The organism is Streptomyces sp. NPDC057445 (genome assembly GCF_042802855.1).
Lineage (GTDB): Bacteria > Actinomycetota > Actinomycetes > Streptomycetales > Streptomycetaceae > Streptomyces.
The window spans coordinates 322569-342170 of the sequence record NZ_JBHVDH010000001.1; the positions used below are offsets into that span (position 1 = coordinate 322569).

The window sequence follows — 19602 nt, forward strand, 5'->3', positions numbered from 1 at the left end:
TAGTACGCGTTCTAGTTCTTCTAGCAGTGTTATGAGCATTACCCCCGGTACGCAAGGGCCTTGCACCGTTCTGGCGCGCAACAGTTCCCGCCACGACCCTTGCCAGTTGTAGAACCCGTTACTACCTTGCGGGCAATTCTGATGGGCCGTCAGACATGGAGTTGCCGATGCCCTGTCCAGCGCTCCCCGAAGGGTTCGACGCCACCGACCCCGACCTCCTCCACACCCGCATACCCTTCCCGGAGTTCGCCGAGCTGCGCCGGACCGCACCGGTCTGGTGGTGCCCGCAGCCCCGCGGCATCACCGGCTTCGACGACGACGGCTACTGGGCCGTGACCCGGCACACGGACGTCAAGTACGTGTCCACGCACCCGGAGTTGTTCTCCTCCACCGAGAACACCGCCGTCATCCGTTTCAACGAGCACATCACGCGCGACCAGATCGAGGTCCAGAAGCTCATCATGCTGAACATGGACCCGCCCGAACACACCCGGGTCCGTCAGATCGTCCAGCGCGGCTTCACACCGCGCGCGATACGGAGCCTGGAGACGGCGCTGCGCGACCGCGCCAGGAAGATCGTCGCCGAGGCGAAGCAACACGCGGGCGCGGCAGGCAGCTTCGACTTCGTCACCAGCATCGCCGTAGAGCTGCCGCTCCAGGCGATCGCCGAACTCATCGGCGTACCCCAGGAGGACCGGGCCCGCATCTTCGACTGGTCGAACAAGATGGTCGCGTACGACGACCCCGAGTACGCCATCACAGAAGAGATCGGCGCCGAGGCGGCCATGGAACTCATCGGCTACTCGATGAACATGGCCGCCGCCCGCAAGGAGTGCCCCGCCGGCGACATCGTCAGCCGGCTCGTCGCCGCGGAGGGCGAAGGCAATCTGTCGTCGGACGAATTCGGCTTCTTCGTCCTGCTCCTGGCGGTCGCCGGCAACGAGACCACCCGCAACGCCATCAGCCACGGCATGCACGCCTTCCTCACCCACCCCGACCAGTGGGAGCTCTACAAGCGCGAACGCCCCGTGACCGCGGCCGAGGAGATCGTCCGCTGGGCCACGCCGGTCATCTCCTTCCAGCGCACCGCGACCCAGGACACCGAGATCGGCGGCCAGAAGATCAGGAAGGGCGACCGGGTGGGCCTGTTCTACTCGTCCGCCAACAACGACCCCGAAGTCTTCGACAACCCCGAGTCCTTCGACATCACCCGGGACCCGAACCCGCATCTGGGCTTCGGCGGCGGAGGCCCGCACTTCTGCCTCGGCAAGTCACTCGCCATCCACGAGATCGACCTCATCTTCAACGCGGTCGCCGACGCCCTGCCGGACATCCGCCTCTCCGGCGACCCGCGCCGGCTGCGCGCAGCCTGGCTGAACGGCATCAAGGAACTCCAGGTCAGCGTGGGCGGCGCCTGAGCCCGCCGGCACATGACCCGGACATGGGAGACGGGGGCCGTCCCTCCTACGCCCCGCCCCCGTCTCCCGCCGGCCGGTGCCGGCGAGCACCGGCGTCGCCCTGTCCGGTTCGAATGCCTCGAAAGCCCCTTGATCTGGAGCGCACTCCAGGTCCTAGGGTCAGGATGCGGTGTTTCACATGGCCGCAACCGGACCCATCGGCAAGGAGCATGACCATGCGTTACCGCGTCCTCGGCGGCACCGGGATCGAAGTGAGCACGTACTGCCTCGGCACCATGATGTTCGGCTCCGTGGGGAATCCCGACCATGGCGACTGCGCCCGCGTCATCAACACCGCACTCGACCAGGGGATCAACTTCGTCGACACGGCGGACATGTACTCCGCGGGAGAGTCCGAGGAGATCGTGGGCAAGGCGCTCCGTGGCCGTCGTGACGAGGTCGTGCTCGCCACCAAGGTGCACTTCCAGATGGGTGAGGGCCGCAACAGGAGCGGGAACTCGCGGCGTTGGATCCTCAAGGCGGTCGAGGACAGCCTGAAGCGCCTGGGTACCGACTGGATCGATCTGTACCAGGTTCACCGCCCCGACCACTCGACGGACGTCGAGGAGACCCTCTCGGTCCTGAGCGACCTCGTACGCGCGGGCAAGATCCGGGCCTTCGGCTGCTCCACCTTCCCGGCCGAGGAGATCACCGAGGCCCATCATGTCGCCGAACGACGGGGCCTGCACCGCTTCAGGACCGAGCAGCCGCCCTACTCGATACTCGCCCGGGGGATCGAGTCCTCCGTGCTCCCCGTGTGCCGGCGCTACGGCATGGGCGTGCTGACCTGGAGCCCGCTCGCCTCCGGCTTCCTCTCCGGCAAGTACCGCAAGGGCGGCCCCATCGATCTCACCACCGGCCGCGCCGCGCTCACCCCGGGCCGCTTCGATCCTTCCCTCCCCGTGACCGCCGCGAAGCTCGACGCGGTCGAGCGGCTCGTCGAGCTGGCGGACGGCATCGGCTGCTCGCTGCCCGAGCTCGCGATCGCGTTCCCCGCCGCGCACCCGGCCGTCACCTCGGTGATCATCGGCCCGCGTACCCTGCCGCAGCTGGAGAGCCTGCTGAAGGGCGCGTCGCTCGGCCTCGACGACGCCGTACTCGACCGGATCGACGAGATCGTGCCGCCGGGGACCGACCTGTATCCGCCGGACGGCGTCTGGCGCCACCCGGCACTGACCGACACCGCACTGCGGCGCCGTCCCCTGCCGGACCGCGCCGCCGCATAGTGCGAACAGGGCCGGACAGTGCCGACGGTCCCGACGGTTCCGACCCGAAAATCCGGTGGCGGAGCCGGGCGAGCCGGTGATTCGATGCGCGGCGTGACTTCTGCGGATCTTGATGATCGTCCCGGACTCCTCGACCGGATCGAGGGCTACTACGACGCGGTGCCGCGTTCAGGCGCCCGTGCGGAGGACTTCGGGCCACTGACCCTGTTCGTCAGGGAAGGACAGGGCTGGCCGTTCTACGCCAGGCCGACCCGGGGGCCCGGGCACGGCGCGCCGTCCGCGGCCGACGTGGACCGGGTCCGGGCCCGGCAGCGGGAACTGGGGATCCCGGAGAGCTTCGAGTGGGTCGCAGAGACCGCGCCGGCACTGCGGGCGGCGGTGGAGGAGTCCGGACTCGTGGTCCACGAGCACCCCCTGATGGTCCTCGCTCCGGACGCCCAGCTGCCCGACGCGGCCGGTCCGTCCGGTCCGCCCGGCCCGCCCGGAGGCATCTCGGTGCGGATCCTCGGTCCGGAGGATCCGGCGCTCGCTCACGCGCTGGCCGTCCCCCACCTCGCTTTCGCGGAACCCGGCACCGGGATCGGCACCGCGGGCGCAGAGGACCTGGCCCGGGCCGTGCGGGCCGGGGCGGACGACGGTTCGGTGGACCGCATGGCCGCCCGGATCCGGGCAGGCCTGACCGCGGTCGCGGTGGCGGAGGAGAACGCGACGGCGCTGTGCGCGGGCCAGCACCAGCCCGTGGGTCCGGTCAGCGAGATCGTCGGCGTGGGGACGCTGCCCAGCGCCCGGCGGCGCGGTCTCGGCAGGGTGGTCACGGCGGCGCTGCTGGCCGACGCCCGGGCGCGGGGCATCTCGACGGTGTTCCTGTCCGCGGGGGACGAGGACGTGGCCCGGCTCTATGCGGGACTCGGCTTCCGCCGCGTGGCCACCGCCCTGATCGCCGAGCCTGCTGCGTAGTCCCGCGCGTCCCGTCACGCACTCCGCGTGGCGGGAACAGTACGTTTCCGACCTGATCCGACACCCCGTACGTGCTCGCGGTGACGCCCGCCGCACCTCCTCGGCGGCCCCGCGGTCGGATGATCAAGTGGCGGAGCCGCCACCGGGGGCGGATCCTGACTGAACGCGGCGATCCACCCGAGGGGGCGCCCCACCGGCGTCCCCTCGGGCCGCGGCACCGCTCTCGCGCTCTCTCTCACTACGTCGTCCTCACTACGTCGTCGTCCGGGGCGCTACGTCGTCGTCCGGGCCGGCTGCATCGGATACCGCGTGCTTCGACAGCCATGGAAACCATCGACCGGGAATGCACGCCCTCAAGCGCTTCCGCGCCATGGTCGGCGGTGAGGCAACGGGCCCGTAGGCGGGGGACGGCGGAACCCGGTGAGCGGGGCGAACACCGCGCGGTCGGCCTTGGCGATCCCGCCGAAGGTGCGGCCGTGCTCACGTAACGTCTCCGGTATGACCGAAGACCAATGGAACGCCGTTGACGCCTACTTCACCGATCATCTCGCCCCGGCCGACGACGCTCTGACCGCGGCGCTCGCCGCCAGTGACGCGGCCGGACTGCCGCAGATCGCCGTCGCACCGAACCAGGGCAAGCTGCTGCATCTGCTCGCCCTCGCCCAGGGCGCCCGGAAGATCCTGGAGATCGGCACGCTGGGCGCGTACAGCACCATCTGGCTGGGGCGTGCGCTGCCCGCCGACGGACGGTTGATCTCGCTCGAGTTCAGCCCGGCCCACGCGGATGTGGCGCGCGCCAACCTGGCGCGGGCCGGTCTCGACAAGACCGTCGAGGTGCGTACGGGGGCGGCGCTCGAATCCCTGGCCCGGTTGGAGGCGGAGGGGGCGGGCCCGTTCGACCTGTTCTTCATCGACGCGGACAAGGTGAACAACCCCGACTACGTCGAGTGGGCGGTGAAACTGTCCCGGCCCGGCAGCCTCGTCATCGTCGACAACGTCGTCCGCGAAGGCGCGGTGGCCGACGCGGAGAGCGAGGACGCGGCGGTCCGCGCCACCCGTCGCCTGATCGAGCTCGTCGGGCAGCACCGGAGGCTCAGTGCGACGGCGGTGCAGACGGTGGGTGCGAGGGGCTACGACGGGTTCCTCCTGGCGCGGGTGCAGGACTGAAACCTCGCGCGGGACCCGGCGGAGGCGGTACGGGCGGCCAGGGCGGCGGAAGCAGGCCCTGCTGCCCGGCCGTGCCGGGAATCGGTTCACCTGCGGGGGCGTTCGCCTGCCACGCGGCGAACAGCGGTACCTCGCCGGACCCGTCGAGGACGACGACGCCGAACGGCCGGTCGAAGGCGAGGCGTACGGTCCTCTGCGGGCGGGGCGCACCGCCCGGACGGGCCAGCACCACCGTCACGGCCGCCGCCTCCACGCCGAGTTCGGCGACCTTGATCACCGTCTCCTGGACGACTTTGGAGATCGCGAGAGGTTCCGGGGAAAGACCGGAGAAGTCGGCATCCGGCGAAGTCGCCCGGAGCACGCCGAACGCCGGTAGCTGTGGCGTGACATCCACGGTGGTGCGGAGCTCCAGCCGGGGCAGGGCAAGGCTGACGACGTCCGCGTCAAGAGGTCCGCACGCATGAAGGGGCGCCCAGGCGGCGGGCAGCACTTCCGCGGGGCCGGCGCCGGGCGCGCCGAGCACGAAGCGCACCCTCGCCGGTGCGCCCGAGCCGGGCTCGGCGGCGCAGCACAGCTCGACCACGGTGGCCGTACCCACGGTCCAGGCCTCACTCCTGCTGAGTTGCCGGTGCATGGTCGGCACCTGGTGGACGGTGCCCGCGGCATCGGTGAAGGGCGCGAGGCGGGTGAGGTGCGAGGCGAAAGGCGTTCCCCAACGCGCCTTCAACGCAAGGGCGTTGACGAGCGCGAGCAGGGTGTCGTCCTGGATAGTCACGGGCAGCTTCTCGATCTGCCCGCCCGTCGCCTCCTTCACCCAGGCGTCGATCTCGTCCGGGTCCAGCTGCCCGAAGCCGACGTCCGGCAGCGCTTCCCGGTAGGCCCGGTACACCGGCACCCTGCTCCAGACCCGAGTCGCCACCGCCACCGCGTCCGTCCCGGCGATCGCCCGCGCGGCGCCGGTCACCGCCCCGGCGGCTTCCTCTCCCGAGACCCCGAGCAGCGCCCGCAGCTCGGCCGCCGTCCCGCCCCGCGCCCCGGCCGCGACGGCCCCGAGCGCCAGCCACAGCCCGGCGGGCGAACAGACGAAGTCCTCGTCCTCACCGTCGCCCAGCAGCCGGAACCAGCGTTCCCCCAGCTCGCGCACCGCCGACGCGTGTCCGACAAGTCCCGTCCCGTCCAATGCGGCCGCCCCCATATCCTGCCTGCATGAGCATCGTGAAGATCAATGTACTGACCGTTCCCCCGGAGCAGCGCGAAACTCTGGAGAAGCGCTTCGGCGCCCGCGCGGGCCTGGTGGAGTCCTCCGACGGCTTCGAATGGTTCGAACTGCTCCGCCCGGTCGAGGGCACCGACCAGTACCTCGTCTACACGCGCTGGCGCGACGAGGAGTCCTTCCAGGCGTGGATGGAGGGCCCGATGAAGGCCGCCCACCAGGGCGGCGGCGGTGAAGGCGGCGGCGAGCGCGCCAGGCCGGCCGCGAGCGGCTCGCAGGTGTGGTCCTTCGAGGTCGTGCAGCAGGCCGCGCCGAAGAGTGACCAGGCCTGAGCGTCGGCGACGTCGGACGTCCGACCGGTCTCCCGCACCACTACGCCGACCGGAATTCGGCGAGCCCGCCCAGCCGGAACGGCGGTTGGCCGGGCGCATGATCGTCGCGGCACGTTCGTACGAGTGCCGCGGCCGGCCGACGGCCGGCGCCACGCGAGCGGGCGCCCCGCCCCCGTTGCGGGGCGCCCTCGTGCGTGCCGGGCCGGGCTCCGGGCTCCGGGCTCCGGCCAGGCAATTGCGGGACGGCTGTCCGGCCGGGCCCGGGCCTACGACCAGGGGTGGCGTCCGAGCTGGACCGAATGCCAAGCTCGGCATTAGTTTGCGGCTCTGTGAGCCACGACAACGCCATCGCCATATCCCCGCCCGTGCCGTCGGCCGCGCGCGAGCCGCTCTTCGTACCGAAGGCGATGACGACCGTGGTCGTGGCCGCGCTCGGGGTCTGCACGCTGGTGAACGCCGCGTTGCTCGTCGCGCAACTGCGCCTCCACCTCGCGGCCGACGGTTCGTATGCCGCCTTCGAGAGGGAGATGTGGGTCGGCAACCTCACCGGCATCAGGCTGCTCGCCTTCCTGCTGACCGGATTCGTCTTCCTGCGCTGGCTGTGGCAGATGCGGGTGAACGCCGAGGCGCTGGCGCCCGGCGGACACCGGATGAAACGCGGCTGGACCACAGGCGGGTGGCTGATTCCGGTCGTCTGCTTCTTCGTGCCCAAGCGGATCATCAATGACATCTGGGCCGCCAGCTCTCCGCCCGACAACCCGCGGCGCACCGGTGTGCTGCTGACTTCGTGGTGGCTGCTCTTCGTGGCGGCGCAGCTTCTCGCTTATCCCGCCACCTCCCGGGGCCCGCTGTCGACGGAGATGGCCGGGGCCGCGCTGTATGTCATCGCAGGAGTGCTGTGCATCGGGGTGGTGCGGCGGCTCGCCTCGATGCAGAGGGTGCGTCTGCGCGGTTGAGACCGGGCGGTTCCGACGGGTCGGCAGGCATCGATATTCACTCGCCCCCGCGCGCACGGATTGGTAAAGACAGCCGCATGACAATCTGGTCCGTACGCCGCGAGCACTTCGGCAGCCCCGACGCCACCGCCCTCCGGCGCGACTACTACGACGAGGTCGCGAGCCGCTACTGGGGGCGGCCCGCGACCGAGGCCGAGGTCGACGAGGGACTCACCGGGGACGGAGTGGAGCAACTGTCGGCTCCCACCGGCGAGTTCGTCGTGGGGCGCTACGGCGGAGCGGCCGGCGCGTGCGGCGGGGTGCTCATGCTGGATGCGGGGACCGCCGAGCTGACCCGGGTGTACGTACGGCCCGGGTTCCGCGGCTGTGGCGGAGGGGTTGCCCTGCTCGGCGCGCTGGAGGGGGCGGCCGGGCTGCTCGGGGCGAAGCGCATGGTGCTCAACACGCGGCTCGATCTCGTCGAGGCCCGCACCCTGTACACGCGGAACGGCTACGCGGAGATTCCGGCCTACTGCGAGGGGCCTTACATGGAGATCTGGTACGGCAAGGACCTGTAGCCGCGGGCGTCAGCGCGCCCGCGGCCGGCGCCATGCCTCGTGGTCGCGGTGCGGGACGCCGCTGTACGGGCGCTCGCCGTCCGAGCCGCACAGTTCCGCGGTGAGTTCCCGTACCAGCTGCGTCAGATCCGTCGGCCGTTCCGGCCCCCACCAGTCGCCGAGCAGTTCGGCCAGGGAGTCCTCCCGGGCCGCCGCCAGCTTCGCCGCGGTGTCGACGCCCTTGTCGGTGAGCATCAGCGAGAGTCCCTCGCGCCGGGCCAGCCCTCGCTCCTCCACCTGCCGGGACGCCTCGGTGATCGCCTTCAGCGGTACGGGAGTGACGTCCGCGAGCCGTGACGGCTCGACCGTCCCGTGCCGCTTGATGCGAAGCAGCAACCAGCTCGCCGCCGGGATCAGGTCGAGCCCCGCATCGCGGGTGATCTTCACATAGATCGCCTTGCGGCCCTCGCGCGATCCGAGGACCGACAGCGCCCGGACGCACTCGTCGTAGGAGGAGCGCTCGACGGGGTTGGAGGCCAGGGTCTCGCTGACCTCGGGTGCGGTGACCGAGCCACGCAGCTTGTCCTCCCTCAGGAACCAGGCGACGACGAACGCGACCAGGACGATCGGGGCCGCGTACAGGAAGACGTCCGTGATGGACGTGGAGTACGCGTGCAGCACCATCTGCCGCAGTCCGGGCGGGAGCTGGGCGACGGCACGAGGGTCGGCGGCGACCTGTTCGGGGCCCACGCCGGGAGGCAGCCGGTGTCCGGCGAGCGCGTCGGCGAGCTTCGCGTTGAGCAGGTTGGCGAAGATCGTGCCGAAGACCGCGACCCCGAACGACGCACCGATGGAGCGGAAGAAGGTCGAGCCGGATGTCGCGACGCCGAGGTCCGCATAACTCACGGAGTTCTGCGCCGCCAGCACCAGCACCTGGATCACCAGGCCGATCCCGGCCCCGAAGACGAAGAAGTACAGGCCCATCTCCCAGGCGGGCGTGTCCTCCTGGAGCTGATGGAGCAGGAGCAGTCCGAGGGCGGTGACGGCCGTCCCCACGATCGGGAACACCTTCCAGCGTCCCGTACGGCTGACGATCTGGCCGGAGGCCGTGGACGTGACCAGCAGCCCGACGACCATCGGCAGCATGTGCACGCCGGACATGGTGGGCGTCACACCCTGGACGACCTGCAGGAACGACGGCAGATAGATCATCGCGCCGAACATCGCGAAGCCGACGACGAAGCTGATGACCGAGACGAGCGTGAAGGTATGGATCCGGAACAGCCTCAGCGGCAGCACGGGCTCGGCCGCGCGCCGCTCGACATGCACGAACACGACGAGGAGAACGAGTCCGAGGACCGCGAGGCCGATGATCTGGGCCGAGCCCCAGGCCCAGGTGGTCCCGCCGAGGGAGGCGACGAGCACCAGGCACGTGGCCACAGAGGCGATCAGGAACGTACCGAGGTAGTCGATGGTGTGGCGGGTCCCGCGCGCCGGGATACGCAGCACGGTGGCGGTCACGAAGAGGGCGACGATGCCCACGGGAAGGTTGATGTAGAAGACCCAGCGCCAGCTGAGGTGCTCGGTGAACAGCCCGCCGAGCAGCGGTCCCAGCACGCTCGTGGCACCGAACACCGCACCGAAGAGGCCCTGGTACCGACCGCGTTCGCGCGGCGTGACGAGGTCGCCGACGATCGCCATGGACAGGACTATGAGCCCGCCGCCCCCGAGACCCTGGAGGGCGCGGAAGGCGATGAGCTGGCTCATGTCCTGGGCGACACCGCACAGGGCCGAGCCGATGAGGAAGAGGATTATCGCGGCCTGGAAGAGCTTCTTGCGGCCGTACTGGTCACCGAGCTTGCCCCACAGGGGTGTGGCGGCGGTGGAGGCCAGCAGGTAGGCGGTGATGACCCACGACAGATGCTCCATGCCGCCGAACTCGCTGACGATGGTCGGCAGGGCCGTCGCGACGATGGTCTGGTCGAGGGAGGCGAGCAGCAGGCCGAGCAGCAGCGCGCCGATCGCGACGAGAACGGCCCGACGGCTCCGGCCGCCGCCGGGTCCGGACACCGGGCCGGAGCTCACCGCGGGGCTGCCCACATCCTGCGCCATGTGTACTCCTCGGGTCCGCCGGATCCCCCGCATCCCCGTCCTGCACGTCCTGCACGTCCTGCACGTCCTTCACGTCGTGCTCGTCCTGCGCGTGTTCCTATCCTGTCCGGTCTGTCCCGTTATGGCCCGCCGAAAGGAGGCTCGGGTCCTGAGCTGTGGACAGGGGCTGCATAATCGCTGGCAGCTCAAGGGGAGGGAACCCACGATGACGGGACGCATCTGTCCTGAATGCGGTGCGCCGCCGCCGGAGACATGCGGCTGCGCACGGCCCACGGAGCGCTCCATGACGGGCGGGGAGGCGGTGGTCTACGACCCGCTGCGCATCCGTCCGTACGTAGCGCTCCCGTCCATGGCGGAGCCTGATCCGGCCGGCCCGCCGCCCGAGGCGCTGTCGGTGGGGGCGCAGGGTGCGCAGCCGCAGCCGTTCGCCCCTCCGCCCGAGGCCGACGACACCCAGAAGATCGGCTACTCGTACGAGCTCACGGCCCCGACGGCGGCCCCCCGACGCAACCAGCCGGTGCGGCGGCGCGGCCCGGGTGTCTTCATCGCGGCAGCGGCCGTCGTGGGCGTGCTCGCCACCGCGGCGTACGCAGGCGGACTGCTCACCGGGGACGACGGCGATCAGGACAGGGCGGTACCCGACATCGAGACACTGGCGCCGTTCCTGAGCGCCGGCCCCGACCCCTCGGTGTCGGCGTCGGCGTCGAAGAAGTCCGGCGCCTCGCCCTCCGCGGCGCTCTCGCCCTCGGGCACGGCATCGGCGTCCGCGCGGGCGAACTCGTCGCCGCCGATCGGCGTCGCCGACGCTCCCGCTTCGCCGTCCGCCACGGTCCGCGCGACGGGACAGGTGTCGCGAGGCCCGGCCACGCCCGAGGGGATCACGCTCGGCCCGGGCGACAGCGGCGCCGAGGTGGTCGAGCTCCAGGAGCGCCTCGACCAGCTCTGGATGTCCCGGGGCCCGTCCCACGGCCGCTACGACGGCCGCGTCGAGAACGCGGTGGCCGCCTACCAGCAGGACCGCGGCATCACGGGCGATCCGGTGGGCGTCTACGGCCCGGAGACCCGCCGCGCCCTTGAGGCCGAGACGGAGTACCCGTACGACGGCTGGGACGGGGACGAGGACTGGGACGGCGGCGGGGGCCACGGCGGCCGCGGCTGACCCGGGCGGTGACAGCCCCCGTCGACGTCGACTGGCGCCGCACCGCCTTTGTTTTGTATCGTAAGAAAACAAAGTGGTTCCCGCTCGTACTCCCTGACCGGCGAGCGGGAACCGCTCTGGTCCGTCCTTCCCTGGAGCTGGAGCACACCGATGCCGGCCACCGCCGCCCCGTCCGTACTGACCGCCAACGCCCTCCTGCTCGACATGGACGGCACGATCGTCAACTCGGACGCCGTCGTGGAGCGCGTCTGGCGCGGCTGGGCCCTCGACCACGGGCTGGACCCCGACGAGACGCTCAAGGTCGTCCACGGCCGGCAGGGCTACGCCACCATGGCCGTCCTGCTGCCGGACCGGCCCATGGAGGAGAACCACGCGGAGAACCGCGTGCTGCTCGCCCAGGAGACCGCCGATGTCGACGGCGTCGTCCCGGTCGCGGGCGCCCCCGCCTTCATGCAGGCCATCGCGGACCTGCCGCACGCGCTCGTCACCTCGGCGGACGCCGCCCTGGCCCGGGCCCGGATGGACGCCGCCGGACTCCCGATGCCCGCGGTTCGGGTCACCGCCGAGAGCGTCGGCGCCAGCAAGCCGGACCCGGAGGGGTTCCTCAAGGGCGCCGCGGAGCTGGGCTTCGATCCGGCCGACTGTGTGGCGTTCGAGGACTCGGAGGCGGGCATCACGGCCGCCCGCGACGCCGGGATGCGCGTCGTCGGCGTCGGTCCCCGCGCCGGCGCGTTCGGACCGGACGTCCATGTCCGCGACCTCACGGGGCTGAGCGTGGCCTCCGACGCGGCCGGCACGATCACCCTCACGTTCCGGTAGCCGCGCGGCGCCACCCTGACGTCCGGTAGCCACGTCCGGCGCCCTGGTGGCGCGACCCACACCCTCACCACCCGCAGCGGCCCACGCGCCCACGGCCACGGCCACGGCCACGCCCACGCCCACGCCCGGGGCATGCTCACATCCCCGCGACGACACACCGACGCATCGCACGCCCCGAGCCTGAGGCCCAGGAGCCCGCCGGCCCGGGGCCGGGGGAATCCGCTGCACCCGGCAGGGCGCTTCAGCCCGTGATCGCCTCGTACAGGCTGAAGCCCGCCAGTGCCGCCATCAGCGCCGCCGCCACCTTCGTGATCAGCCGCAGCGGTACGTACTTCATCAGCGTCCTGCCGCCGACGATGCCCATCCCCGCCACGGCCCACAGCGCCAGCACCGCGCCCAGTCCGACGGAGAGCGGGTTGTCGTAGCGGGCGGCCAGGTTCGCGGTCATGATCTGCGTCAGATCACCGAACTCCGCGACCAGGATCAGCATGAATCCCGCGCCCGACACCTTCCAGAAGGACTGGTCGGCCGGGTCCTTGATCTTCTCGTCGTCGCCGTCGTCCTTCTTCAGCAGCAGCGTCACCGCGCCCGCGAGGAAGAGGACACCGACGACCGCCTGCACCAGCCGCTGCGGAAGCAGCGTCAGCACGCTGCCCGCGGCGATCGCGAGCGCGACATGCACGGTGAAGGCCGCCGCGACACCGACGAAGACGTACGAGGCCCGGTAGCGCGTGCCGAGCATCAGCCCGGCCAGGGCCGTCTTGTCGGGGAGTTCGGCGAGAAACACGACGCCGAAGGTGATCGCCAGGATCGTGAAGCTGAGCACGGGTGTGGTTCCTCTATCGGTCGGGCTCCGCCGCACCGAGAGACCTTGAGCGTTTCAGGGGTCGCTTCGGCACGGCAGCGCCATGAACGGTCATGGATCACTGCTGGCCGAAGGTCTCGCTGGCGGACCGCACTGGGCGACCGCCTCCGGGCGCCGGCCGAGACGAGCTCGGCAGTATGTCGACGTTCCGGCGAAGAGCTACTCCCCTTCTGCTTCGTACAGGGTACGGGACACCTTCGCCGCCCGGGGAGGGACCTTGGGCCACAGCGCCGTCCGGAACGCAGGACCGCCCGGACACGCGGCCCGGGACGAGGACCGCCCGGGCACAGCGTCCGCCCCGGACCAGGGTCCGGTCAGGGGCTCCCGTCCCGGTGCAGCAGCCCCCGCGCCACCAGCTCGAGCACCAGCGCCACGGCCACCGCCTGCACCGCCATGAGCGCCACCAGCACGAACAGCTGCACCGCCCCCGCCTGCAGCGGTGACGCACCGCCCAGCAGCATGCCCACGAAAGCTCCCGGAAGCGTGACGAGGCCCACGGTCCTCGTCTGGTCGAGTCCGGGCAGCAGCGCCTCCGCCGCCGCGTCCCGCGCCACCTCCATCCGGGCGTCACGGACGGACAGCCCGATCGCCATCCCCGCCTCCACCTCGCCGTGCCGCGTCGTCAGCTCGTCGAGCGCGCGCCGCCCGCCGAGAACCGTCGCGGTGAGCGCCCCGCCGATGAGGATCCCGGTGACCGGGACGAGAGCGATCCCCTTGAGCGGCACGAGCCCGGTCAGCAGCAGCACGGCGACGACCGGCACGACGCCCGCACCGATCGGAAGTGCCGTGCGCCACCAGGTGCGGTCGGCGGTGATGCGGCGCCCCGCGGTGCGTACCGCGACGCCGAACATCAGCAGCAGGAAGGCGAGCAGCAGCGGTACGGCACGCACCACCCAGCCGATGACGAACGACACCGCGGCGAGCTGGACCGCGGCCCGCACTCCCGCGACGACGATCTCACGGGAGCGGTGTCCGCCCAGGTGGGCGACGGCCGCGACGGTGGCCGCGACGGCCAGCAGTACGGCAAGGACGACCCCGAAGGTGACATTCACCGGCAGCAGCACAGGTCAACCCTAGGCCGGACGGCTCGACATGTCGGAGCGTCGGAACACTTGATGTGACGTGTCCATGTCGCCACTCTGTTACCTGGCGCCCACCTGAGTGAAACCTGGCGCCGACAGGATGACCCGGGCCCTGCCGCAGGGCCCGTTGGCCAACGCCCCCCACCCTCACGGGAGTTCGCATGTCAGGTATCTACGCGCGTCGAGCACCCCGCGCCGCCGTGCTCGCCGCGTCAGCCGCACTCGCCTGCGCCACCACGCTCCTCACCGCCCCGGCCGCCAATGCCGCCCCGCCCACCCCGGTCAGCGCCGCCACCGCCCGTTCGTATCTCGGCCAGCTCACGGTCAAGGCGGAAGGTTCCTCCACCGGTTACAGCCGCGACAAGTTCCCCCACTGGATCACCCAGTCGGGCGCCTGCAACACGCGCGAGGTCGTCCTCAAGCGCGACGGCTCGGGCGTCGTGCAGGACTCCAGCTGCGCGGCGGTCAGCGGCAGTTGGTACTCCACGTACGACGGCGCCACCTGGAGCGCCGCCGCCGACGTGGACATCGACCACGTCGTCCCGCTCGCAGAGGCCTGGCGTTCCGGCGCCAGCTCCTGGACCACCTCCTCGCGCCAGGCCTTCGCCAACGACCTCACCCGTCCCCAGCTCATAGCCGTCACCGACAACGTGAACCAGGCCAAGGGCGACAAGGACCCGGCGACGTGGCTGCCGCCGCTCTCCTCGTACAACTGCACCTACGCCCGTATGTGGGTACACGTGAAGTACTACTGGAACCTCTCCGTGGACTCCGCCGAGAAGTCCGCTCTGCAGTCGATCCTCAACGGCTGCTGACCTGTTCCTTCGGCGAGGAACCGCGCTACCCTCCCCCGTCGTTCCGTACCGTACGAGGGCGACGGAGGAGGGCACATGGCAGCCGGGCTGCGCCTGGGACCACTACTGCGACACATCGACTGGGAGAACGGCGACCGCGCGACCGTGTGGGTCGAGGCCGACCGTCCCTGCACGGCCGAGGTGCGCTGCGGAACGGCCGGGGCGGGCGGCTCGACCCGTACGTTCCAGATCGAGGGCCATCACTACGCCTTGATTCCGGTGACCGGCCTGACCCCAGGCACCTCGACGGCGTACGAGGTGCTGCTGGACGGCCGCCGCGTGTGGCCGCTCGAGGATTCCCCGTTCCCGGAGAGCACCATCCGCACCCCGGCGGTTCCGGCCGACGGGGTGCGGATCACCTTCGGCTCCTGCCGCTGGGCCGCGGCGCCGGCCTACGAGCACGATCCGGTCGGCCCCGACGCGCTGGACGCCGTCGGCGCCCGGCTGTCCGCCGACCCGGCGGCCGAGCGCCCGGACGTACTGCTCCTGCTCGGCGACCAGGTGTACGCGGACGAGACGTCCAAGGAGACCCGACGCTGGCTCGCCGCCCGCCGTGATCTGAGTGAGCCGCCGGGCGCGGAGGTCGCGGACTACGAGGAGTACACCCGGCTGTACGACGAGTCCTGGCGGGACCCCGACGTCCGCTGGCTGCTCTCCACCGTCCCCAGCTGCATGATCTTCGACGACCACGACGTGATCGACGACTGGAACACCAGCGAGTCGTGGCGCGCGGAGATGCGGGCCACCGGTTGGTGGCAGGAGCGGGTGGTCAGCGGCCTGATGTCGTACTGGGTCTACCAGCACCTGGGCAATCTCTCCCCTGCCGAGCTGGAGGCCGACCCGCTCTACGCGGCCGTACGGGCCGCCCCCGACGGGACCGATGTGCTGCGGCGCTTCGCGGCGGACGCCGACGCCGACCCGGCGGCCGTCCGCTGGAGCTACCGGCGCGACTTCGGCAGGACCCGGCTGCTGATGGTGGACACCCGGGCCGGCCGGGTGCTGCAGGAGGACAGGCGGGCGATGCTCGACGAGGACGAGGCGCGCTGGCTGCGCGACCAGGCGCTCGACGCGCCGGGCACGTTCGACCACCTCCTCATCGGGACCTCGCTGCCCTGGCTGCTGCCGCCCCTCGTCCACGACCTGGAGAGCTGGAACGCGGCGCTGTGCCGGGGCGTACGGGGGCCGCGCTGGGCGCGCATCGGCGAACGCGTGCGCAGATTGGCGGATCTGGAGCACTGGGCGGCGTTTCCGGCATCGTTCGAGAAGCTCGCCCGGCTGATCGCGGAGGCGGGGAGCGGGCCGCAGGCGCCGGCGACGGTGTGCGTGCTGTCCGGGGACGTCCATCACGCCTACGTGGCGGAACCCGAGTGGCCGGACGGCGCCCCGGACGCGCGGGTCTTCCAGCTGACCTGCTCCCCCGTACACAACGCGATCCAGTCGTCGATACGGCGCGGCTTCCGCTTCGGCTGGAGCCGTGCGGGGCGGCGGCTCGGGCATGCGCTGGCCCGGCAGGGGCGGACCGGACGGCCGGTCATCGAATGGCGGCGGACGGGCGGTCCGTGGTTCGGGAACCAGCTGATGACGCTCGTGCTGCACGGCCGTTCTGCGAGACTCCGGCTCGAGCAGGCACAGGGCGAGGACGAACGGCCGGATCACAGGGACACACGGCTCGTCACCGCGGACGAGCGAAGCCTCACCCATGGTCCCTGAACTTCACACAGCGGTGGATGATCCTCACCTCCGCCCCTCCGGCTCCCCACAACGCGACGGCATGATGATGCGGACGCTCCACCTCGCGCACCCGCAACGCACCACATCGCCACGGGAGTCACCGTTTTGTCCGCAGCCCGGCATGCCATAGCCCTGGTCGGCGCGGGTCCCCGCGGCACCTCGGTCCTCGAGAGACTCTGCGCCTCCGTGCCCGAACTGGTCCCGGACATCCCGCTCACCGTGCATGTCGTCGACCCGGCGCCCGCCGGCCCCGGCCAGGTATGGCGCACCGACCAGCCCGCCGCGCTGCTGATGAACACGGTCGCGTCGCAGGTGACCCTCTTCACCGACGAGAGCGTCGACTGCGAGGGGCCGGTCCGGCCCGGGCCGAGCCTGTACGAGTGGGCCGCGGCGCAGCGCGGCGAGGAGGTGCACGGGGACGGGGCGCGTGGAGCCGGGGCGCGTGGGGGCGGGGTGCACGAGGCCGGGACACATGGGGGCGGGGCGTACGAGGCCGGGGCACATGGGGACCGGCCACATGAGCCCGGGACACATGAGCCCGGGACACATGGCGCCAGGGCATATGAGAACGGCCCTGGACCCGGCAAGGCGCCGCCCCCGGACCTCGAGGGACCCCGAGACGGGACGCTCGGGCCGGACGACTATCCGACGCGGGCCTGCTACGGCCGCTATCTGCAGTGGGCTTTCCGACGGATCGTCGAGCGGGCCCCGGCCTCGGTCCGCGTGCAGGTGCACCGGGCGCGTGCGATACGGCTCGACGACGCCGAGGACGGCCTGCAGACCGTGGCGCTGGACGACGGGACGGTCCTCGCCGGCCTGAGCGCGGTGGTCCTCGCGCAGGGACATCTGCCCGTCACCCCCGCGACCGTGCCCGCCGCACTGGGCGAGTACGCGGCCCGGCACGGACTGCGCCACTTCGCCCCCGCCAACCCGGCGGATCTCGACCTGTCCACGATCTCCTCCGGAGAACCGGTCCTGTTGCGCGGCCTCGGGCTCAACTTCTTCGACCACATGGCACTGCTGACGACGGGCCGCGGCGGCGCGTTCGTGCGCGAGGGAGAGCGTTTGGCGTACCGGCCGTCGGGGCGCGAGCCGCGGCTGTACGCGGGCTCCCGACGCGGAGTCCCCTACCAGGCGCGCGGGGACAACGCCAAGGGTGCCTCTGGCCGCCACCACCCGCTGTTGCTCACGCCTGATGTGATCGCGGTCTTCCGCAAGCGCGCGGACGCGGGCGATCCGCCGGACTTCCTGGGCGAGATATGGCCATTGGTCGCCAAGGAGGTGGAGACGGTCCACTACGAGGCGCTGCTGTCCCCGGGACCCGGTTTCCGGACGCGCTTCCTGGACGCCGCCCACGGCAGCCCGCAGGAGTCGGCGGTCCTGGACGCGTACGGCTGCGCGGAGGCCGACCGCTGGTCCTGGGAGCGCATCTCGTACCCGCACAAGGGCGAGACCTTCGACGGCCCCGACTCGTTCCGTGACTGGCTCCTCCGCCATCTGCGGCGGGACGCCCGGCACGCGGCGCTCGGCAATGTGGCGGGCCCGGTCAAGGCGGCGCTTGACGTCCTGCGCGACGTGCGCAACGAACTGCGGCAGATCGTGGACCACGCCGGACTGTCCGGGGCTTCGCGACGCGACCATCTCGACCGCTGGTACACGCCGTTGAACGCGTTCCTCTCCATCGGCCCGCCGCGCCGCCGCATCGAGGAGATGGCCGCGCTGGTGGAGGCCGGGGTGCTGGAGGTGGTCGGCCCGCGGATGACCGTACGGGCCGAGGACGGGCGCTTCACGGCCGAGTCCCCCGACGTCCCGGGCTCTGCGGTGTCTGCGACGACCCTGATCGAGGCGCGGCTGCCGGAGCCCGATCTGCGGCGCAGCCGGGATGAACTGCTTGCGCAGTTGCTGCGTAAGGGAGAGTGCAGGCCGCATGCGGTCGGCGGTTACGAGACGGGCGGCCTGGATGTAACAGAGCGGCCGTATCGTCTGATCGACCGTCAAGGCCGTGCGCATCCAAGGCGGTTCGCGATCGGCGTGCCCACCGAGGGGGTGCACTGGGTCACCGCGGCCGGGGCACGGCCGGGTGTGGACTCGGTGACGCTTTCGGACGCGGACGCGGTGGCCCGGGCGGCGCTCGAGGCCACGACAGCCTGTCGTGGACTTCGCGTGAGGAACGACGACTGGCTGAATGTTGAACTTGCAAGTATTGATTAGGTGCCCCTAACTTGAGGCTCGCCGGTTCCACGTCCCCAGACCGAAGGAGTCCTTCTCATGGCCACTCGTGCGCTTTCCTCACGACTGGACCAGGCCCAGCCGTATGCGCTCGGCCTCTTCCGGATCGTCGTCGGCGTCCTCTTCACCAGCCATGGCGCCGACTCGCTCTTCGGCGCCCTCGGCGGAGTGCACGGCGGCACCGTGCCGGCCGGCACCTGGCCGGGCTGGTACGCGGCCGTGATCGAACTCGTCGGCGGCAGCCTGGTACTGATCGGCCTCTTCACCCGCTCGGCGGCGTTCATAGCCTCTGGCTCGATGGCGTACGCGTACTTCAAGGTGCACCAGCCCGAGGGACTCTTCCCGCTCCAGAACAACGGCGAACTGTCGGCGTTCTTCTGCTGGGCCTTCCTGCTGCTGCTCTTCACCGGCCCGGGCGCGCTGGCGGTCGACCGGCTGTTCTCGTCGCGCGGCGCGACGGCGGAGGACAGAAAGAGCGACGAGCCCGCGGCGACCGTCGCGGCCTGACGTTCCGGTCCGTGCGGCCCGGGTCCGGCACTGTCCGGGTCCGGGCCGAGTCGCGTCCGGCGCCGTCCGGGTACCGTGCGTACGCGATCCGCGCTGCCCTGGCACGAACCCGGCGGGCCCGGCGGACCCGGCGCCTCAGCGACCGACGCCGTCCGGCGGACCCGGGCCGACGGTTCGGACCCGGACCGACGGTTCGGACCCGGACCGACGGTTCGGGCGGGGTGCGGGCGGTCCGGGCCCGGCGCGGTACGCGCCCGGCTCCGCGTACCCCGGCCGGCCCTCCGCGATCGACGCCGCACCCCGTCGGCTCTCCCCGCCCCCCGCACCATGTCCGACTTCACCCCCACCCCTGCCGATCTGTCCGCCGAACACGGGCGTACGCTCAATGGCTGTCATGCCG

General features: G+C 71.5%; 17 protein-coding genes. 13 read left to right on the forward strand and 4 right to left on the reverse strand.

The window, feature by feature from the left end; all coding sequences use genetic code 11:
- The first annotated feature begins 167 nt into the window (after positions 1-167).
- The 4 genes from ACFU5O_RS01435 to ACFU5O_RS01450 all read left to right on the forward strand — a co-directional run bounded on the left by ACFU5O_RS01435 (position 168) and on the right by ACFU5O_RS01450 (position 4807).
- A complete protein-coding gene (locus ACFU5O_RS01435) occupies positions 168-1418 on the forward strand; it encodes a cytochrome P450 (protein ID WP_384234938.1) in 1251 nt (416 codons plus the stop codon).
- A gap of 215 nt (positions 1419-1633) precedes the next feature.
- Positions 1634-2683, forward strand: a complete 1050-nt coding sequence (locus tag ACFU5O_RS01440) for an aldo/keto reductase (RefSeq protein WP_384236352.1) — start codon at positions 1634-1636, stop codon at positions 2681-2683.
- Positions 2684-2767: 84 nt separating this feature from the next.
- Positions 2768-3640, forward strand: a complete 873-nt coding sequence (locus ACFU5O_RS01445) for a GNAT family N-acetyltransferase (protein WP_384234940.1) — start codon at positions 2768-2770, stop codon at positions 3638-3640.
- 498 nt (positions 3641-4138) lie between these two features.
- Positions 4139-4807, forward strand: coding sequence for an O-methyltransferase (locus ACFU5O_RS01450; protein WP_384234942.1), 669 nt, complete (start codon positions 4139-4141; stop codon positions 4805-4807).
- Here ACFU5O_RS01450 and ACFU5O_RS01455 read toward each other — a convergent pair.
- Positions 4734-5951, reverse strand: a complete 1218-nt coding sequence (locus ACFU5O_RS01455; RefSeq protein ID WP_384234944.1) for a serpin family protein — start codon at positions 5949-5951, stop codon at positions 4734-4736. The genes ACFU5O_RS01450 and ACFU5O_RS01455 overlap by 74 nt on opposite strands.
- A gap of 62 nt (positions 5952-6013) precedes the next feature.
- Between ACFU5O_RS01455 and ACFU5O_RS01460 the strand changes: the two genes are divergently transcribed.
- From ACFU5O_RS01460 to ACFU5O_RS01470, 3 genes are all read left to right on the forward strand, one after another.
- Positions 6014-6352 (forward strand): antibiotic biosynthesis monooxygenase family protein, encoded by a 339-nt coding sequence (locus ACFU5O_RS01460; protein ID WP_384234946.1) that lies wholly within the window; start codon positions 6014-6016, stop codon positions 6350-6352.
- Positions 6353-6681: 329 nt separating this feature from the next.
- Positions 6682-7308: a DUF4328 domain-containing protein gene (locus ACFU5O_RS01465; protein ID WP_384234948.1), complete on the forward strand. Its 627-nt coding sequence runs from the start codon at positions 6682-6684 to the stop codon at positions 7306-7308.
- A 77-nt stretch (positions 7309-7385) separates the two neighbouring features.
- A complete protein-coding gene (locus ACFU5O_RS01470; protein ID WP_384234949.1) occupies positions 7386-7865 on the forward strand; it encodes a GNAT family N-acetyltransferase in 480 nt (159 codons plus the stop codon).
- Between the two features lie 9 nt (positions 7866-7874).
- Here the strand turns inward: ACFU5O_RS01470 and ACFU5O_RS01475 are convergent, their stop codons facing one another.
- Complete coding sequence (locus tag ACFU5O_RS01475) at positions 7875-9956, reverse strand: DHA2 family efflux MFS transporter permease subunit (protein WP_384234951.1); 2082 nt, start codon at positions 9954-9956, stop codon at positions 7875-7877.
- A 283-nt stretch (positions 9957-10239) separates the two neighbouring features.
- Between ACFU5O_RS01475 and ACFU5O_RS01480 the strand changes: the two genes are divergently transcribed.
- Together ACFU5O_RS01480 and ACFU5O_RS01485 are read left to right on the forward strand one after the other, a co-directional pair.
- Entirely contained in the window at positions 10240-11115 is an 876-nt protein-coding gene (locus ACFU5O_RS01480) for a peptidoglycan-binding protein (RefSeq protein ID WP_384234954.1), read from the forward strand.
- 150 nt (positions 11116-11265) lie between these two features.
- Positions 11266-11934 (forward strand): HAD-IA family hydrolase, encoded by a 669-nt coding sequence (locus ACFU5O_RS01485; RefSeq protein WP_384234956.1) that lies wholly within the window; start codon positions 11266-11268, stop codon positions 11932-11934.
- Positions 11935-12175: 241 nt separating this feature from the next.
- On the opposite strand, the gene ACFU5O_RS01490 is transcribed toward ACFU5O_RS01485, so the two are convergent.
- Positions 12176-12760, reverse strand: a complete 585-nt coding sequence (locus ACFU5O_RS01490; protein WP_384234958.1) for a TMEM165/GDT1 family protein — start codon at positions 12758-12760, stop codon at positions 12176-12178.
- A 353-nt stretch (positions 12761-13113) separates the two neighbouring features.
- On the reverse strand, positions 13114-13863 hold the full coding sequence (locus ACFU5O_RS01495; RefSeq protein WP_384234961.1) for an ABC transporter permease: 750 nt from the start codon (positions 13861-13863) through the stop codon (positions 13114-13116).
- Between the two features lie 179 nt (positions 13864-14042).
- Here ACFU5O_RS01495 and ACFU5O_RS01500 point away from each other — a divergent pair, with 179 nt between their 5' ends.
- From ACFU5O_RS01500 to ACFU5O_RS01515, 4 genes are all read left to right on the forward strand, one after another.
- Positions 14043-14696, forward strand: coding sequence for an HNH endonuclease family protein (locus ACFU5O_RS01500; protein ID WP_384234964.1), 654 nt, complete (start codon positions 14043-14045; stop codon positions 14694-14696).
- 75 nt (positions 14697-14771) lie between these two features.
- The gene (locus tag ACFU5O_RS01505) at positions 14772-16445 is read left to right on the forward strand and encodes an alkaline phosphatase D family protein (protein ID WP_384234966.1); all 1674 of its coding nucleotides are present in this window, start codon (positions 14772-14774) and stop codon (positions 16443-16445) included.
- A 105-nt stretch (positions 16446-16550) separates the two neighbouring features.
- Entirely contained in the window at positions 16551-18677 is a 2127-nt protein-coding gene (locus tag ACFU5O_RS01510; protein ID WP_384236355.1) for an FAD/NAD(P)-binding protein, read from the forward strand.
- A 57-nt stretch (positions 18678-18734) separates the two neighbouring features.
- Complete coding sequence (locus ACFU5O_RS01515; protein WP_384234967.1) at positions 18735-19202, forward strand: DoxX family protein; 468 nt, start codon at positions 18735-18737, stop codon at positions 19200-19202.
- Positions 19203-19602: the final 400 nt, after the last annotated feature.

Coding starts and splice junctions, on each gene's coding strand:
- ACFU5O_RS01435 (WP_384234938.1), top strand. CDS start 168: ATGCCCTGTCCAGCGCTCCCCGAAGGGTTCGACGCCACCGACCCCGAC.
- ACFU5O_RS01440 (WP_384236352.1), top strand. CDS start 1,634: ATGCGTTACCGCGTCCTCGGCGGCACCGGGATCGAAGTGAGCACGTAC.
- ACFU5O_RS01445 (WP_384234940.1), top strand. CDS start 2,768: ATGCGCGGCGTGACTTCTGCGGATCTTGATGATCGTCCCGGACTCCTC.
- ACFU5O_RS01450 (WP_384234942.1), top strand. CDS start 4,139: ATGACCGAAGACCAATGGAACGCCGTTGACGCCTACTTCACCGATCAT.
- ACFU5O_RS01460 (WP_384234946.1), top strand. CDS start 6,014: ATGAGCATCGTGAAGATCAATGTACTGACCGTTCCCCCGGAGCAGCGC.
- ACFU5O_RS01470 (WP_384234949.1), top strand. CDS start 7,386: ATGACAATCTGGTCCGTACGCCGCGAGCACTTCGGCAGCCCCGACGCC.
- ACFU5O_RS01475 (WP_384234951.1), bottom strand. CDS start 9,956: ATGGCGCAGGATGTGGGCAGCCCCGCGGTGAGCTCCGGCCCGGTGTCC.
- ACFU5O_RS01480 (WP_384234954.1), top strand. CDS start 10,240: ATGACGGGCGGGGAGGCGGTGGTCTACGACCCGCTGCGCATCCGTCCG.
- ACFU5O_RS01485 (WP_384234956.1), top strand. CDS start 11,266: ATGCCGGCCACCGCCGCCCCGTCCGTACTGACCGCCAACGCCCTCCTG.
- ACFU5O_RS01500 (WP_384234964.1), top strand. CDS start 14,043: ATGTCAGGTATCTACGCGCGTCGAGCACCCCGCGCCGCCGTGCTCGCC.
- ACFU5O_RS01505 (WP_384234966.1), top strand. CDS start 14,772: ATGGCAGCCGGGCTGCGCCTGGGACCACTACTGCGACACATCGACTGG.
- ACFU5O_RS01515 (WP_384234967.1), top strand. CDS start 18,735: ATGGCCACTCGTGCGCTTTCCTCACGACTGGACCAGGCCCAGCCGTAT.